At 44.2% G+C, this 16,282-nt stretch carries 14 protein-coding genes and 1 pseudogene; 4 read left to right on the forward strand and 11 right to left on the reverse strand.

Features of this window, described 5'->3' with window-relative positions; all coding sequences use genetic code 11:
• Positions 1-452: 452 nt before the first annotated feature.
• Entirely contained in the window at positions 453-1,622 is a 1,170-nt protein-coding gene (locus tag M654_RS22090; protein ID WP_026585771.1) for a M20 family metallopeptidase, read from the reverse strand.
• Between the two features lie 120 nt (positions 1,623-1,742).
• Here M654_RS22090 and M654_RS22095 point away from each other — a divergent pair, with 120 nt between their 5' ends.
• The gene (locus M654_RS22095; protein ID WP_026585770.1) at positions 1,743-3,143 is read left to right on the forward strand and encodes a YfcC family protein; all 1,401 of its coding nucleotides are present in this window, start codon (positions 1,743-1,745) and stop codon (positions 3,141-3,143) included.
• A gap of 601 nt (positions 3,144-3,744) precedes the next feature.
• Positions 3,745-4,812, forward strand: a complete 1,068-nt coding sequence (locus tag M654_RS22100; RefSeq protein ID WP_026585769.1) for a DUF4352 domain-containing protein — start codon at positions 3,745-3,747, stop codon at positions 4,810-4,812.
• Between the two features lie 38 nt (positions 4,813-4,850).
• Here the strand turns inward: M654_RS22100 and M654_RS22105 are convergent, their stop codons facing one another.
• From M654_RS22105 to M654_RS22125, 5 genes and pseudogenes are all read right to left on the reverse strand, one after another.
• On the reverse strand, positions 4,851-6,929 hold the full coding sequence (locus M654_RS22105) for a class I SAM-dependent methyltransferase (RefSeq protein ID WP_026585768.1): 2,079 nt from the start codon (positions 6,927-6,929) through the stop codon (positions 4,851-4,853).
• Positions 6,930-6,964: 35 nt separating this feature from the next.
• Positions 6,965-7,293 (reverse strand): annotated as a pseudogene (locus tag M654_RS22110) (SDR family NAD(P)-dependent oxidoreductase); the annotation flags it as partial.
• A 40-nt stretch (positions 7,294-7,333) separates the two neighbouring features.
• A complete protein-coding gene (locus M654_RS22115) occupies positions 7,334-8,062 on the reverse strand; it encodes an SDR family NAD(P)-dependent oxidoreductase (protein ID WP_026585766.1) in 729 nt (242 codons plus the stop codon).
• Between the two features lie 76 nt (positions 8,063-8,138).
• Positions 8,139-8,453: a carboxymuconolactone decarboxylase family protein gene (locus tag M654_RS22120; RefSeq protein ID WP_026585765.1), complete on the reverse strand. Its 315-nt coding sequence runs from the start codon at positions 8,451-8,453 to the stop codon at positions 8,139-8,141.
• Positions 8,453-8,866: a tautomerase family protein gene (locus M654_RS22125; RefSeq protein WP_026585764.1), complete on the reverse strand. Its 414-nt coding sequence runs from the start codon at positions 8,864-8,866 to the stop codon at positions 8,453-8,455. The genes M654_RS22120 and M654_RS22125 overlap by 1 nt, the downstream gene beginning before the upstream one ends.
• A 108-nt stretch (positions 8,867-8,974) precedes the next feature.
• On the opposite strand from M654_RS22125, the gene M654_RS22130 reads away from it, so the two are divergent.
• The gene (locus tag M654_RS22130; RefSeq protein ID WP_026585763.1) at positions 8,975-9,859 is read left to right on the forward strand and encodes a LysR family transcriptional regulator; all 885 of its coding nucleotides are present in this window, start codon (positions 8,975-8,977) and stop codon (positions 9,857-9,859) included.
• Between the two features lie 59 nt (positions 9,860-9,918).
• On the opposite strand, the gene M654_RS22135 is transcribed toward M654_RS22130, so the two are convergent.
• Genes M654_RS22135 through M654_RS22155 form a run of 5 tightly spaced genes read right to left on the reverse strand, consistent with a single transcriptional unit; the run spans position 9,919 to position 14,216 of the window.
• On the reverse strand, positions 9,919-11,298 hold the full coding sequence (locus M654_RS22135; protein WP_026585762.1) for a sensor histidine kinase: 1,380 nt from the start codon (positions 11,296-11,298) through the stop codon (positions 9,919-9,921).
• On the reverse strand, positions 11,289-11,951 hold the full coding sequence (locus tag M654_RS22140; protein WP_026585761.1) for a response regulator transcription factor: 663 nt from the start codon (positions 11,949-11,951) through the stop codon (positions 11,289-11,291). The genes M654_RS22135 and M654_RS22140 overlap by 10 nt, the downstream gene beginning before the upstream one ends.
• 21 nt (positions 11,952-11,972) lie before the next feature.
• Positions 11,973-12,743: a lantibiotic immunity ABC transporter MutG family permease subunit gene (locus M654_RS22145; protein WP_026585760.1), complete on the reverse strand. Its 771-nt coding sequence runs from the start codon at positions 12,741-12,743 to the stop codon at positions 11,973-11,975.
• Between the two features lies 1 nt (position 12,744).
• Positions 12,745-13,503 (reverse strand): lantibiotic immunity ABC transporter MutE/EpiE family permease subunit, encoded by a 759-nt coding sequence (locus tag M654_RS22150; protein ID WP_035427835.1) that lies wholly within the window; start codon positions 13,501-13,503, stop codon positions 12,745-12,747.
• The gene (locus M654_RS22155; protein ID WP_026585758.1) at positions 13,500-14,216 is read right to left on the reverse strand and encodes a lantibiotic protection ABC transporter ATP-binding protein; all 717 of its coding nucleotides are present in this window, start codon (positions 14,214-14,216) and stop codon (positions 13,500-13,502) included. Before M654_RS22155 ends, M654_RS22150 begins: the two co-directional genes overlap by 4 nt.
• 923 nt (positions 14,217-15,139) lie before the next feature.
• Here M654_RS22155 and M654_RS22160 point away from each other — a divergent pair.
• On the forward strand, positions 15,140-16,279 hold the full coding sequence (locus M654_RS22160) for a flagellin N-terminal helical domain-containing protein (protein WP_026585756.1): 1,140 nt from the start codon (positions 15,140-15,142) through the stop codon (positions 16,277-16,279).
• Positions 16,280-16,282 lie beyond the last annotated feature (3 nt).

Raw genomic sequence — 16,282 nt, forward strand, 5'->3', positions numbered from 1 at the left:
TAGGCCATAACCTCACATTTCTATCTTGTCATCTTCTTTCTTCCTTTACCAGCTTGTCGGTCTCTGAATCTCCAAAACTCAATCTCCTTCCATATGCCGCTGTATCCCGACGGTTTACTTAAATTTGGCATCTTGATTGTGGCTATACTGTCATCAAACAAAAAAGTAAGACCGTCCTTGGCTTGGTAACTGAAGACGATCTTACTCCCTAGAAATGCCGTGAAGCTGACTCCTTTACAGGAGCTATTCTATTGTCGATTGGTTAGATGTTGGGGCTACTCAAAAGTTCAAAAACAGAGTAGTAATCGGATTAACGCATTGGACCTGATAACACATTGCTTTGAGATCAGAAGCAATTCTCTACTGTTACTCTAGTTCAGCTCTTTTTACTTTTTCTTATCAGGATCATAACTTTTTCATAGACCCTCGGTGATTTTAAACCTTCGCTCTTTCTACTGTTTTAACAGCTTGAATTCTTCATTCACTTTGTTCAAAAGCTCTGCATTGGTCAAAAGATCATAGGCGGTTAACGCCAATGACTTTGCGCCGAGCATCAATCCTTCAAATCCTTTGCTGCTCATCGCTGCTTCGCGAAACTCCGGTGTATGGCAGGCAAATGGTTCATCGCAAATTTGCACATATGGATGAATCGATGGTGTGATCTGGCTGACATTCCCCATGTCAATCGATCCCCCTCCATCCGCTTTTTCATAAATGGAATCGGGCTCAACGCCTAATTCGATCATGTTTTTTGTAAAAATGTCTGATAACGTTTCATTTGTTTTCATATCGTCATAAGACAATTCGTAAAAAGAGGTTTCAAGCCGGGCCCCTGTCGCGAGCGCAGCAGCTTTCGCACAGTTTTTCACTTTTTCCAGCAGTTCATTGACATAGGAGCGTTCGGCTCCCCTGACGTAAAATTGTGCGACTGCATAATCCGGCACGACATTCGCCGCTTTTCCTCCCTCGGGAATGATGCCGTGAATCCGCGCGTCAGGCAGGATATGCTGTCTGAGCGCATTTATACCGTTGAATGTCTGAATCACGGCATCCAGGGCATTGATACCTTCATGCGGAGCTCCTGCTGCATGTGATGCCTTTCCGAAAAACTCAAATTGAATGGCATCCATCGCCAGCGATGTCCCGCTTTTTTCATGTCTGCAATATGGGTGCACCATCATGGCGGCATCCAGGTGGTCGAAAATCCCTTGTTCCGCCATGGTGACTTTTCCGCCTTTTGTTTCTTCTGCAGGCGTTCCGTATACATACACTTTGCCGCCGCACGAATTCATCACTTTGCTGACGCCGATGGCGGCGCCAACAGCCATTGTCCCGATCAAATTGTGGCCGCAGGCATGGCCCAGGCCGGGAAGCGCATCATATTCCGCCATAAACCCGATGGAAGGGCCGGGCCGGCCGCTGTCATATTCGGCTGTAAATGCGGTGGCAAGACCTGCTGTTCCTAATTGCACTTTAAAATCGTGCTTTTTGAGCTCCTCGGTCAAGAGCGTTGCAGCTTTGAATTCCTCATGACCCAGTTCGGGGTTGTTGCCAATATACTGGCTGATATGCAGCAGCTCTTCACGGATATGTTCGATTTCTTTCTCAATTTGTTTTTTCACGCGCTGTTCTCCCTTCTCCATATAAAATTCCAGGGGATTGACAAATCGATTCTCATATATTAAAAATGTTTAAATATATAAAACTTTGTATATTAATACATTATAAAGGAGATTTGCCGAATGAGCAATGACGCCCCGAAGAAAACAACATGTCGCTTTCCACACACATATGCGTTGATTTTTCTGATCATGATTCTGGCCGCTGTCGCTTCTTACCTGATTCCTGCCGGTCAATTTGAACGGGTTGAAGAAGACGGCCGAACGGTGATCGTTCAGGGAAGTTACGAGCAGAAAGACGCCGACCCCGTCGGTATGTTTGATTTGTTTAAAGCCGTTCCCGAAGGCATGATGCAATCGGCGGACATCATTTTTTACATCTTTTTGATCGGTGGCGCTTTCGGCATCATTCACCAGACAGGGATGATCAACGCCGGAGTCAATTGTTTGGTGCAGCGCCTGAAGAAGCGGGGCGCCCTGCTAATCCCGGCGATCATGTTCGCCTTTTCGCTTGGCGGCGCTACCATCGGTTTATCTGAAGAGACGATCATCTTTGTTCCGATCGGCATCGCGGTTGCACGAGCGCTCGGCTATGATTCAATGACAGGCCTGGCGATGATCTCCCTCGGGGCTGCAGCCGGATTTACCGGCGGCATGCTCAACCCTTTCACTGTCGGAATCGCGCAGACGATTGCCGAAGTACCCATTTTCAGCGCCGTCGGCTACAGACTCGTTGTTTATACGGCCATGCTTGGATACGCCATTTATTACGTCATGACATATGCGCAAAAAGTCAAAGCAAATCCGCAACACGGACTGATGTATGGAACCGCTGCCGAGATGCGTGAAGAAGCGGCGGCGGCGCATTCTCATATTTCCTTCACACCGCGGCACGGCCTCGTTTTTCTCATCGTTGCATTCGGCTTTGCGATCAATATATTCGGTGTGTTTCAATGGGGCTGGTTTTTAAGTGAGCTGTCGGCCGGGTTTCTAATTATCGGACTCGCTTCCGGTCTTGCCGGCGGACTCACCATCAACAAGACCTTCGATTCGTTTGTTGACGGGATGAAACAGGTTGTTTACGGAGCGTTGATCGTCGGATTTGCCCGAGCCATCGTCGTTGTATTGGAAGATGGCCGCATCATTGATACGATGATCAACAGCCTCGCTTCTGCCATCAGCACACTTCCAAATGAAATCAGCGCCGTCGGTATGTTTATCGTCCAAGTCGCCATCAATACATTTATTCCGTCCGGAAGCGGCCAAGCTGCCACAACAATGCCTCTTATGGCGCCCCTGGCAGATCTTTTGGGATTTGAACGGCAAATCGCCGTGCTTGCTTATCAATATGGAGACGGCATAACCAATTCCATCATTCCGACATCGGGTGTATTGATGGCTTCGCTTGCGATTGCCGGCATTCCTTATGAACGCTGGGTCAAATTTGTCTGGAAACTGATCGCTGGCTGGTTTATCATCGGCGCTGCAGCCATTATTATCGCCATGATGATCGGCATTAAGTGAAGAGCGTTTTCCGTTTTAAGCTGGCCGCCGGCGATGCGGCCTTTCCCCCTATTCATCACTGTTAAAAAACCGTGCCAACCCCATCCACACCGATTGATCCACTAAATTTTAAGCTTCCGTTAAGGAAACCCGAAAACGGGACTATTGACTCACTTGCAGCAAATTGGAGTTCACCTTCTGTTTTCCGGCTTCCCAATCCCATAATTTCTTATGTTTTCCGCTTAAGAAGACACATTCCTGTTTTTTTAAAAATGGTTTGATTTCAATTAAATGTACTTCAAGGTAATCCTTAAGTTTTAGTCTCTTTATACCATCAGGAGATTGAAATCATGTCTAATCTTGCAAAACATTGGCCGAAATTAGGATTTACAACCTATTTATCAATGATTCTTTAAACCTTAAAATGAGTGATGTTGTTTCTGTTTTTTTTAAGAAACTAAGGAAAAAGAAAGATTTATAATCAAATTTTCACTGTTAGATAAATGAAAGGATCGGGACTTTAATCAAATTCATCCCGAAAAAAGGGCTTTATCCCTAATCCGCCATTTTCTTTTCATTTACATAACACTTGAAAAAATTAATAAAAAAAAGGAGACAGACCATGCGAAGCAAAAAGTTTTTTCTGATGATGCTTTTGATGATCGTAGCCGTCGTGTCAGCAGCTTGCGGAGGCAATAAAAGCGCAAGCGGTGAAAAAGAAGATACAAAAAAAGCGGACAATGCAGAGGTTAAAGTCGTCAGCTCAGAATATACACTGCCTGAGGACTCAACAACAAAACTAGGTGAAGGCGAACTTATTTTAAAAGTAAAAGTATCCGTAAAAAATACAAGTGATAAACCATTGAACGTCAACAAGAGGTCGTTCAGTCTTTACCAGAACGACTCTAAAGTGTCCGATGTGTCAATGTATACTGATAATGAAAGGCTTTCATCCGCCTCGCTAAACCCGGATAAATCAACCGAAGGGTACCTTTACTACCAGGTTGATAAAGGCGAAAAATACCAGCTTGAATACACACCTGAAGTCTATGGCGACGAAAAAGTCGAGCCGATTGAATTCACAATCGACGGCGGCAGCAGCGACATTTTAGATACGGCCAAAAAGCTTGACGATCCGGCCAAAGCCTTGCTCGCTTATACAGATATCACACTTTTCGGCAAGGATAACGAGAACTTCGAAAAATTGACGGGTGAAAACAAACGCGAAATCGTTACTGATTATCTTGAAGGCGGGCAAAAATCGCTTATCGAGAATATGGGCATCTATGATGAAGATCAAGTCGATAAAAAGAAATTGAACAAACTGATCAGCGCCATTCAAAACGCCTATCAGGACAAAGCAAAAGTCAAAGCGGTTACAAAAACGATTTCAAGTGACGAGGCGACAGTTGAAGCAACAATCACACCGATTGACAGCTCAGACCTCGAAAAAAGGGTTCAAAAGAGAATGGAAGAATACGTCAAAAACAGCGGGAAGGATTATATCTCCCGCGATGAACTGATCAGCCCTACCATCGACGCCATGGTGGAAGAACTTAAAAAATTAGAAACTGCTTCAAGCGAAAAAACCGTTGAAGTCAAAATGAACAAAACAAAAGACGGCAAATGGCAGCTTGACCTTAATGATTACACGGCTGAAGACTACTTCGGCAGCTTCTTTAAAAACTAACGCAAAAAAGCACCTTTCAAAAAGGTGCTTTTTTTCTGCTATCTTTTCTCAACGACAATAAAACAGGTGCTGTCAGGCAAAGAAACAGGAGCGCCATGCCTGTCGGTCAATTCAATTTTAGGAGAAAGATGCTCTTCATACCCTTCCTGCACATAATGCTCGAACACGAGGATATTGGCGCGATCGCCAAGCTCTTTCTCAATACACGCTTGAAACTCTGAAGGGGTAAAATAGCCGAATTGCTCCTGCACTTCATGGGGGTATGCTTCTTCCCCCCAGGTATATGTATAGAGAAATTCCATCGCATCGTTGACATACAGCGTCGCCGCGTCGTTCTCCAACTTGAGAATCTGCACGCTGCGTCCCTTAAAATCACGGACATACCTTTTTAAAAAATCGATTCCGCGCGGGTCTTTAAAGCGAATCCGGCGCGTATCATCCTTGGCTTCCGTCATGATGCCGTCTCTGATAATGATTCTGCCGCCAGGCTTCAGCACGTCAAAGGAGCTTCTTAAAGCTTTAGCAATGACCCGCTGATTAAATTTTCTGCCTTCATAAGGGATATATGAAAACATTTCATGCAAAATCGATGAAAAAACGATCGTGTCGACACTTTCTTTTTCGATGTACTCCGGCAAATCCAATGCATCTGCTTGTTTGACCTGCCACGGTTTATGCTCCCGCACTTTTCTTTTTTGCAGCTCTTCTATCACATTGACCGACAGATCGATTCCGATGACTTCAGCTTCCGGGTGGTGCTCGGTCAGCAAGTCAAGCATCACGCCTCCGCCGGCCCCGATATCAAGCATCTTCTCCCCTACGGCATAATCGGCAATCTTCTTTTTATAATCTTCCGCACGATTCATATCAGACAAATAAGTCTGTTCATTTTGGAGGCGGTCAAATGAATCCCGGCGAAACTCGAAGAAGTCATACAGCAGCACGATCGCACGTTCATACAATGGTGACTTCTCCGCTTCCTGGCAAAATTCGATCAGCTTAGTGCCCGCTTTTGAAAAAGAAAAAAACACGCCGACAATTTCAGAAGCATGATCAAAGGTCTTGACGGTTAAGGAAACATGTTCGTTGGCGGGCAGCTTCCCATTCAGCAAACCCTTGATGGACAGCTCCTTCAAATACGCTTCAATCATGCGTTTCTTATAAATATTTGGATGCCGTACACCCTGATAATCCCTGTAGATATCTTTCATCAACGGTTCAAAGCTGATGTGCTTGACGGATAAAGGATTTGCCGAACGAAGGGTGAGCAGAAAGATTTTGACAAACTCTTCGAAACTGAATGAGGAAAGCGCAGATTCCACATACCACAAGTCCGTTTTTTCTAAGAAACGCCGCAGCGCGTCTTCGGCCGAGTGCTCCTTCAGAAACGGCTGATAAAGGCTGCTGTCTTCTCCCGCATTGATCGCCTGCCGTCGCAGTTTTTTCAGCCTTTCCGCAAACGGCAGATCCTTGTCCCGCTCTCCTCCGGCAATACGAGCGATGACATCGTTCACATCATGCTCAATCGATTCCCAGAGCTCAAAGGACACACCCGCAATAATACATTTGTTCAGGACGGACAGAACCCGTCTGATATCGATGTCCAACGGTTTAGCTGCAGCAATCCAGTCGATCAAAGGCGCGAATTGCCGGTATCTTGTTTCCCCGCGAATGTACTGTCCGACAAGGCCGTGCGTCAAAATCAACACGTATACGAGCTCCTCAACATCTTCCCGGTCAGGCGCAAATGGACGATTCCGCTCAGCGTAAATTTGCGCCGAGCCTATATTGTGAATCTCCAGCTGAAACCCTTTCTCGCGCCATTCCTTTCGTTTATGCGGCTGCCCGCATTTAGCGGCCTCACTCCAAATAAGAACCTCTTCGATGATGTCTTTCTCCCGCTTCGGGATATCGGTTTGCTCTAGAATGCGAAGCGTCTTTTCAACATAAAGAAGAACGGGGCGGGGCGGCATCTTTTCCAAGGACGAGACCCGTTCCAAATTCACATTCTGCTCCTCGGTCAAAAACAGATATTTCAACCATTCTGCCTCCCGCAAAACACGCAAATCTCCGTTTTTCACCTGCTCAATTGCTTCTAAAGATTGAATACGTCTCATAAAGTCTTCCCTCTTTTTCTCATCTATATGATTCATCATAAGGTAAATCGTCTCATATAGGAATAGAAAAAAAGAATGATGATGTCTGTCTGGCCTGTGAGCGCTTCTTGTTCCAAAATGTCGCAGATCAGCCCGATATCTTCCGGCACTGCTATCTGAGCGGGAGTTGTTGGCTTGAGCTGCTTCATTTTTTCTTCTCGGCCTTCCCGCCATCTTGTCGCAACCGCACCGGGAGCCACACTGCATACTCTGATTTCCGGGGCAAGCGCATGTGCCAACGATTTCGTCAGCCCGTGGACCGCCGCTTTAGACACAGCATACGGAAGCGAAGAACCGCGCCTGTCTGCCCGGCGATACTGCCGAGAATTTGAATCCTCAGTTATCAATAAAAAGGGAATCGAATTCTACATCGTTTGACCATTGTCTACCGTTATGATTTGTCCTGTTAGTGACTTTTGAAGAAGTGTATAACAAATGGTTTCAGCAATGTCCTCAGGTGTGGAAATTCTTTTCAATAGAATATTTCCAGCCAGGGCGTTCATTTTTTCTTCATTTCCTTTCCACCATCTTGTATCAACAGCACCGGGAGCAATACTATTAATTCTTATGTCTGGTGCTAGTGAAAACGCAAGCGATTTTGTCAATCCATGAACAGCTGATTTTGTCACTGCATATGGGACGGAGGAACCTAACCCGGTTATGCCTGCTACACTTCCAACATTAACAATTGCTGAATCTTCTCCTTTTTTTAAATAAGGTGCTGCTGCCTTAATACAGTAAAATGTTCCTTTCACATTTACATTCCAAAGTTTATCCCAGATTTCATCAGTGGCTCCATCAAAATCATCCATCGCCAATTGATGCGTAATCCCAACATTGTTAACGAGGTAATCTAACTTTCCAAACTTTTGAATACAAGTCAGAATCATTTCGTTTACTTGACGCTCATCACTAATATCTGCCTGATACAACAGCCCGGAATTTGATAATTGATCGTACGTATTCTGTGCTTCTTGAAGTGACTTTGAATAGTTTACAACCACATTAGCTCCTAGAGAAGACAGCTTTATACAGGTTGCACTCCCAATTCCTGTTGCACCACCGGTTACCAATACCACTTTATTTTTAAACATAGGTTCTGCACCTCTTTTTTCTATCAATATGATTACTTTTATTAGCGTGAGATGGCTTGAAAGAGAGATCATATCGTCATTTTTTACTCATGATTACATTTAGCGCTGCAGCTGCTTTAGGCCATCCAGCGTAGAAGGCCATATGTGTAATCAAAGCAGTCATTTCCTTTTCGTTGATTCCATTCTTTTCAGCTAATTGTAAATGAAATGGCAGTTGTTCAGTATTGCCCATACTAATCAGAGCAGATAGAGTACATAAACTTCTTTCTTTTGATGTTAAAGCAGGATCTCTCCATACTTTTTCGAACAATATGTTTTCTCCGTAATCAACAAAATCGGGAGCAATATCTCTCATTTTCTTTGGTATATTGGATTCGATGCGGTCATTCACTAATCTTTTTCCTCCTCCGTATTCACCATTTGTGCTATTCCTTGACCAAATGACCAGTTTTCAGCAAATGACTCGTTTAATGTAATAAAAATATCAGTTGTAGAGATGTTTAAATGATGATAAAAAGCTTCCGAGATGGATTGATACAAATTCCTTTTCTGATTGATTGTTCTTCCTGGCGCACATGTAATGGAAACATGGATCATTTTATCTGATCTCTTTTTCTCCCCTTCTAAAAGATAATTCGGATCGAAAAAAAATTGATTAGATGGGTAGGGTAAACACATGTGAAAATAATCATCTTCCGGAATTTTAAAATGCTCAATTAATGAATGATGAATACTATTGCTCACCTTTTTTAATTCCTCATTATTCAATAGACCTTCTCGATAATAAACATGGACGAACGGCATATATTCACTTCCTTTCTTCATAACTTTATTGTACTTTCGCGACTTTGATTTGTATAATTGAATCATCTGAATGATAAATTCAATTTTATTGAATCGAGAGTGATGATGATGGATCTGAAAACGTTAAAAACATTTCATAAAATCGTGGCCTGCGGGAGTTTTAACCGGGCGGCCGAAGAATTGAACTACGCCCAGTCCACCGTTACGATGCAGATCAAAAAACTTGAAGCAGATCTTGGCATACGTTTGCTTGAGCGGGGAAAAACATTCCGGCTGACTGAAGCCGGCAGGCTCTTTTTTGAAGAAAGCAGACACATTGTCAAAGATATGGATCATCTTCAAAACAACATGGCGGATTTACTGATTGGAGAAGCGGGGAATATTCGGTTAGGAGCGGTGGAACCGATTGCGAGCTGCCAATTGCCGGAGATGTTGGGGAGGTTTTTGACAGATTATCCAAAAGTACGGGTTTCCGTCGATATTGCAAACTCGCAAGTCTTGGCGGAACGGCTTATTCAAGGAGAGCTCGACCTTGCCGTCTGTTCAACGCCGGCCATGGGGACAGACCTCTACTTTGAGCCGCTTTATAGCGAAGAACTGGCGGTGCTGATTCCTGAAGGATATCCCGCCGGAACAAATGAGTTCATCAATCTGCAGGATATCAGGGATCATCGCCTGCTGATCACGGCCAACAACTGCACATACCGTAAAAAAATCGAAATCGCTTTTCAGGAGCTGCCGGGAAGCCAAATGAATACAATGGAAATCGGCAGTATGACCGCTTTAAAAAACTATGTAGCGGCAGGGCTCGGTATCGCCCTTATTCCCAAAAGCATCATCTCTCCTCCTCCCCCTAAAACAGCCGTCCGCCTGATTCAGGACAACCCGATCAGCGTGACGTTCGGCATCCTTTGCAAATCGTCCGCCTATCCGCTGAAACAGGCGGGTGCAAGACTTTATCAATGGCTCAAGCAGGAACTTCAGAAAGCGTAGAAAAACCTTCCGAGCATCCGGAAGGTTTAACAACTGAACAGCGTTTTCAAAAAAAGCGCTTAATCTTGAACCAATGGCATGGTTATGCTGACTTGGCCGCCCCCTGTTTCCGCATTTTGAATCGTTAAATCGCCCTGGTGAAGCTTGGCAACGCTCAGTGCAAAGGTTAGGCCCATGCCGTAATGTCCATTGGAAGTCCGGCCTTTATCCTCCATGTAGAAAAGCTGGGCTGCTTTTTTTAGCCCTTCCGGAGAAAAGCCTTTTCCGCTGTCTGTTATCGTAAATATGAGCGTATCGTTTGTACAGGCGGCTTCGAAATCAATCTTCCCGCCTTCAGGCGTGCAGTCTACGGCGTTCGAAAGAATATTCATCAGCGCCCGGTGAAGAAGGCTGCGGTCGATTGCCGCTTTTTGCCCTTCCAGATTCCGTGCTTTTAATTCGATTTCAATGTTTTTGCCCCCTATGTACGCCTCCGCATCATTCAGCACGCTTTCAACCAGGTCTTTCACCTTTGCTTTTTTGAGCTTGATATGCAATGTCTCCTCTGCTTTAGACAGATGAATTAATTGGTCAATGTACTGGTCGATTTTATCTCCCGCAGCAAGAATATATTTTATATAATCGGACTGATCTTGATTGTGCGGCGACAGACTCAGCAATTCGGCATTTCCTTTAATAATGGTCATGGGAATTTTAATATCGTGGGCCAGGGCCCCGATTTGTTCCTTCTTTGTTTTCTCTAAGTGCCATTGCGCCTGTAGAGACGCTTGCAGGGCATCCCTCATATCGATGAGCGATTCAATCACATGATCAAATTCTTTGATATTTGAAAACTCCGGTGTGAAATGTAGGTTCTGCTGCTTGATTTGTTTTGCCATTGTGTTCAATGTTTCAAAATGTTTTTTTAAGCGATTGGCAAAGAGAGTCGTCACGATAAAAATAACGGCAATAAGAAGGATCACCATGATGCATAAACTTGTCATCTCATAATTCGGAAAATGCTTCCTCAGAAAAGAAGAACGGAATTCAGCCCGAACGGAGTACTCCAATACACAATATTCGTCTTTTCTATCAATGATCATGTATCCTTTTTGCTTATAATTGACATACGGCTTGTTGTCTATTTTTTTCCGCACGAGAGACAGCTCGGTTTCCTTTATGTTCCCCGCCTTTTTTTGCTTTGATTTTTTATCAAGAACGGCATATTTCATCGCATCCGGGATCATGTCTTCCTCTATTCGTTCCGCTGATTGAAGCATGGGCTTCAGCTTTTCAGCTTCGTGTTCATAGTAGTTGGCCGGGTAAAATAAGCCGGCATTCATTCCCAGCGTATTGACGGCAACATACAGCGCTGTGACGGCGGCTAAGCTGAAGGACAAAGTCATCATATATTTGATCAGTTCTTTGCGAAGCGTCTTTTTCTTTTTGTCTATTCCCATTTGTATCCAACACCCCATACCGTTTTAATGGGGTCTGCATCATATTCTTTGCATTTTTTTCGAATCGTTCTGATAAATTCGGTTATCGTGGAATGCATGGCATCTCCATCCAGCCCATACACCTGATCATAAATTTCTTCTCTTGTAAAAATGCGCCCTTTATGTACAGCCAATAGCTCACATATTTTATATTCATTTTTTGTTAAATGTAATTTTTGTCCGTTAATCCAGACTTCCTTGCTGTCAAAGTGAAATAAAAAGCCGGAAATCAGCCGTTTTGTCTGGTGTTTTTCTCTCTGTTCTCTTCTTAAATGGGCGTTTACTCTGGCGCTCAGTTCAAGAACGCCAAACGGCTTGGTAATATAATCGTCTCCTCCTGTCATAAGGCCTTTCACAATGGCTTCTTCCTCCGTCTTAGCTGTGAGAAACAGAATCGGACAGTCTACAATCGGGCGGATTTTCCCGCACAGATCAAAACCGTCCGCTTCCGGCATCATGACATCAAGCAAAATCAAATCATAGCCTTCAAAAACGCTGAGATTGTCCATCGGCACCTGATCGAGCGTATGAACTTGGTGCTCATCTCGGCGCAAAATATTTTGTATGAGGATCAATATATCTTTTTCATCATCTACTGCCAAAATCTTTGCCACTTGGCGACCACCTTTTTCACATTATTCATAAGCCTTTTTTCCCTCCCAGCGGCTAAACCAGATGATGCTCACAATGAATAAAGCTATTATAGCAAATGCCATAATCAACGCTCCGCTGTTTATTTCTTGATGCAGGAGAGTGATGAAGGAAGCTTCGACTTGGCTGAATTGCTCGATTCCTTTATATTCCGCCAGCCTAATCCCCCATGCCCAAGGATTATATTTCCAAATCGCATCACCCAGCCCGGTATTCATGAGAGCGGTCAGCAAAAGTCCCGCTCCTCCCAATAGAACGGAAGCTCCCATTCCGATTGTACAACTGATCAAAAAATAGATAAAATAGAGCGCAACGCTTCCAGCGACCAGCCAGGCCCCGCCCTCTAAAAAAAGAAAATACGGGAGATTCGGCACATGAAAAAGAAATCTCAACCCCAACAGATACAGCCCGATAGCCAGGTAAATGGCGCAGATGTTCATGAAAAGCAGCAGCGTCATTTTACTGACATAAGCCACAAATTTGGGTGATGTACGCCCTACCAGCACTTGAAATTTGCCTGCCTGCTCTTCCAAAGAAGCCGTCATTCCGCAGACAATCCCAATAAGCAGCGGCAGAGCAACCGCAATCGCTTCAATATATGCCCGATATAATTGATACGGCTGATGCTCCCTGTGGCAGAAATAAAGCAGAAAGAAACCGGCGCATATAAAAGGAATCGTGACATGCATCCATATAAAGGAAGTGCGTTTTTTCTTTCTAATATCAGCAAGGAGACATCTAAAAAATGACAACACCTTAAACCGCCTCCCGTTTTATTGCTCCACGATCGCCAGCAGGCGAAAAAGACCGCCTGGTCAACATCAACAAAACAGCACATAAAAGAACAGAAAGCACCACCGCCAATGGAACAACCGACCAGCTTTTCAAAGGATCACCGGTTTCAAGCGGCAAACCGTTTGGGTGAATGCCAATCGCGGGGCACATCACCCTGATCGACCAGCTCCACGGGTTCAGCCACCACAAAGCGCTTGCTGCCGACATCATGACGGACATGACGCTAGCCAGCAGATTCAAAATGACAGCAGCTATAAACCCGAACTTTCGAGCGATGAATAAACAGAGCGGTATCTCCCATAACGTCGTGATCCAAAGCAGCAGACTCGCAGTCATAACCGTTAAATTGACAGTTGCAAATTGAGGAATGATCAGCTGCATGACAAACATGAAGCCTAAGAAAACCATTTGAGACGCCAATGAATAGATAGCGATAACCCCTGTTTTTGCATACCACATCATATGCAACTGAATCGGCAGCGAAAAAATCCCGTTGTAATTTGCCGCTTTCTTTTCCTTTTGATGTGACAATGCACACAGCAATGCAATCAGGACCGGCATCAAAATGATAGACCACCAATTATATGTACCTGATACAAAGTATCCGAGGTTCATGAAAAAGGCGCAGCACATATTGATAAAAGGGACAAGAAAAATCATTTTTCTCGAAAAGGTTCTTTTAAACTTCAAATTCTCCGCTTTTACATATTGCCTGATCATCTTTCTCCGCCTTCTTCCCCGCGTGTTGATTTGACAACATCCATAAAGAGACGCTCAAGATCGTCCCCCTTATTGATCTTCCCTTGATATCCGAGGCAGCCGCTGCTGATAATTCCTATATGGTCTGCGATCTGCTCTACTTCCGACAAAATGTGGCTTGACAATATAACGGTCATCCCCTGCTCGGGAAATGACCTGATCAGTTCTCTCAACTCTTGGATGCCGATCGGATCAAGTCCGTTTGTCGGCTCATCAAGTATTAATAATGTCGGATGATTCAAAAGAGCAATGGCGATTCCCAGCCTTTGCTTCATTCCCATCGAAAACTGACCCGCTCTTTTTTTCCCGGTATGCTCAAGATCAACGATTTTGAGCACCTCCTTTATTCGCGCATCCGGAATACCCAATAATGTCGCATGGACCTTAACATTTTCAAAGGCTGTCAGATTGCTGTAAAGCGGCGGGGATTCTATTAAAGAGCCGATTTCTTTTAAAAAAGACCTCTTCCATTTCCGTCCCTCAAAAAGAATCTCCCCGGAGGTCGGATTCAAAATTCCGGTTAATAGTTTTAAGGTCGTCGACTTTCCGGCTCCATTAGGTCCTAAAAGCCCGTAAATGCTGTTTTTATGGACTTTCAGTGAGACATCTGAGAGAGCCTTAGCTCTTCCAAACTTTTTCTGAAGTTGCTTTGTTTCCAGCAGAATCGTATCCATCGTATAACCCTCTCCCTGTTTTTGTTTGGCTACGATATCTTAAAATATCTTTCTCAAGATTTAATCAAAATGAAAACCTTTCCGGACTCCAGAATCGTCCATTCCTTTGCTGGAACCGGGAAAAGCATGCAAATGGCCTGAAGCTGGACGGCTTTGTCTTGATCAAAGAAAGACTCGAAGCATCTTCAAAAACAACATAGAAGACTTACTGAAGAAGAAGCGGGATACATCCGTCTGGGGTGCAGCAGAACCGAAGTTAACAATTGTCAATGATTTTGGAGCGCTTGGCGGGGACATTTGATTGGTGAAACTCGTTTAAGGAGGCCGACAATAATGAAGGATTCCTTGAGGAACGTTGAAACAGTCAGAAAAAATTCCCACTGCTTCTGTCCGCATCTGGAAATCGAATTAAAACAAACATCTATCAAATTTTATTTTTATATAATGTCGATTCATTCCACCTCGATTTTACAGTCATTCACCCTTTAAATATCCTTAATAAATTCACATTTTTCAGACACGATGGGAATAATGGTTATTTTTTGACATATATAGGTCATGGCGATATAATTTTAATGATGCAAAAGTCATATGATCCCCCTTTTTTGATTTCCAATTTATTTGTCAATTCAATTAACCTCCTACTAAACTCCTAAATTTTATCTTTTCATCAAAAAATTTGTTTTTATGTTAAAAATTCTAATTTCATGCCGATATATGGAATGTCAGAGGTGAACAACGAGCTCACCCAGGAGCAAAAACTGATGTACAACGGATCCGCAATTGAAACGGCCTCAACAACTTAAAGGGCTTATATAACATGAATGCTCCTAGGAGTTTCTCGTTCACCGGACGGAAATCTCACAAGGCAAGGATGCCGAAGAGATTTTTGACAAAACAGAACTCACACGGAGGTAAGAAAAATGAGAATCAACCACAACATTGCAGCGCTGAACACGCACCGCCAACTGACTTCTGGCACAAACGCTGCCAGCAAAAACATGGAGAAATTGTCTTCAGGACTTCGCATCAACCGCGCCGGAGACGACGCTGCCGGACTTGCGATTTCCGAAAAAATGCGCGCGCAAATCCGCGGCTTAGACATGGCTTCTAGAAACGCCCAAGACGGCATTTCTTTAATCCAAACAGCTGAAGGCGCATTGAACGAAACACACAGCATCCTTCAACGGATGAACGAGCTTGCAACACAAGCGGTCAACGACACAAACACGGACACTGACCGTGCCGAGCTGCAAAAAGAAATGGATCAGCTTGCTTCTGAAATCACAAGAATTTCAACCGACACCGAATTCAACACGAAAAAACTGATCGACGGATCAGCTAAAGATCTGACTTTCCAAATCGGGGCTAACGAAGGCCAAACGATCAGCCTTTCCGTTAATAAAATGGATGCCGAAACATTAAAGGTTGGTACGCTTTACGAAGCTACGGACGCAGATACATTGACAGCCGTTAGCGACAACACCAAAACGCTGACTTGGAAAGACGAAAAAACTTATACGGTGTCAGCTGACGGAACAAAACTGCAAACAGGCGGCACTGATGCGGCAACTTGGAAAGACGCTGATGGTACGAACCCGGCAGGATACTACGATACTAGCGATAAACTCGTTTTACAAGCCGATTCCGCACTTGAAGGCGGCAGCACAGTCGAACAAAAATCAGGATATTCTGATGCTAGCGGAAAACTCGTTTTACAAGCTGATGAAAAGCTGTCTGCCGGAGACAGAGTGACAAAAGGAATCGATATTTCTTCCAAAGATTCAGCATCTGCAGCATTAACGACGATTAAAAGTTCAGTTGATACCGTATCCGCTGAACGCGCCAAACTTGGTGCGGTGCAAAACCGTCTTGAGCACACAATCAACAACCTTGATACATCTTCTGAAAACTTGACGGCTGCCGAGTCCCGCATCCGCGACGTAGACATGGCGAAGGAAATGATGGAGTATACAAAAAACAACATCTTGACTCAAGCTTCTCAAGCGATGCTTGCTCAGGCTAACCAACAGCCGCAGGGCGTGCTGCAGCTTCTGAGATAACAC

This window comes from Bacillus sp. NSP9.1 (assembly GCF_000465465.2).
Classification (GTDB): Bacteria; Bacillota; Bacilli; order Bacillales; family Bacillaceae; genus Bacillus; species Bacillus sonorensis_A.

What these genes read in the sequence shown, in the direction of transcription:
- M654_RS22125 (WP_026585764.1), bottom strand. Translation starts at nt 8,866, where the DNA reads ATGCCGTTCGTCCATGTTTATTATCGAGAAGGTCTATTGAATAATGAG.
- M654_RS22160 (WP_026585756.1), top strand. Translation starts at nt 15,140, where the DNA reads ATGAGAATCAACCACAACATTGCAGCGCTGAACACGCACCGCCAACTG.
- M654_RS22155 (WP_026585758.1), bottom strand. Translation starts at nt 14,216, where the DNA reads ATGGATACGATTCTGCTGGAAACAAAGCAACTTCAGAAAAAGTTTGGA.
- M654_RS22095 (WP_026585770.1), top strand. Translation starts at nt 1,743, where the DNA reads ATGAGCAATGACGCCCCGAAGAAAACAACATGTCGCTTTCCACACACA.
- M654_RS22100 (WP_026585769.1), top strand. Translation starts at nt 3,745, where the DNA reads ATGCGAAGCAAAAAGTTTTTTCTGATGATGCTTTTGATGATCGTAGCC.
- M654_RS22105 (WP_026585768.1), bottom strand. Translation starts at nt 6,929, where the DNA reads ATGAGACGTATTCAATCTTTAGAAGCAATTGAGCAGGTGAAAAACGGA.
- M654_RS22135 (WP_026585762.1), bottom strand. Translation starts at nt 11,298, where the DNA reads ATGGGAATAGACAAAAAGAAAAAGACGCTTCGCAAAGAACTGATCAAA.
- M654_RS22115 (WP_026585766.1), bottom strand. Translation starts at nt 8,062, where the DNA reads ATGTTTAAAAATAAAGTGGTATTGGTAACCGGTGGTGCAACAGGAATT.
- M654_RS22150 (WP_035427835.1), bottom strand. Translation starts at nt 13,503, where the DNA reads ATGATCAGGCAATATGTAAAAGCGGAGAATTTGAAGTTTAAAAGAACC.
- M654_RS22130 (WP_026585763.1), top strand. Translation starts at nt 8,975, where the DNA reads ATGGATCTGAAAACGTTAAAAACATTTCATAAAATCGTGGCCTGCGGG.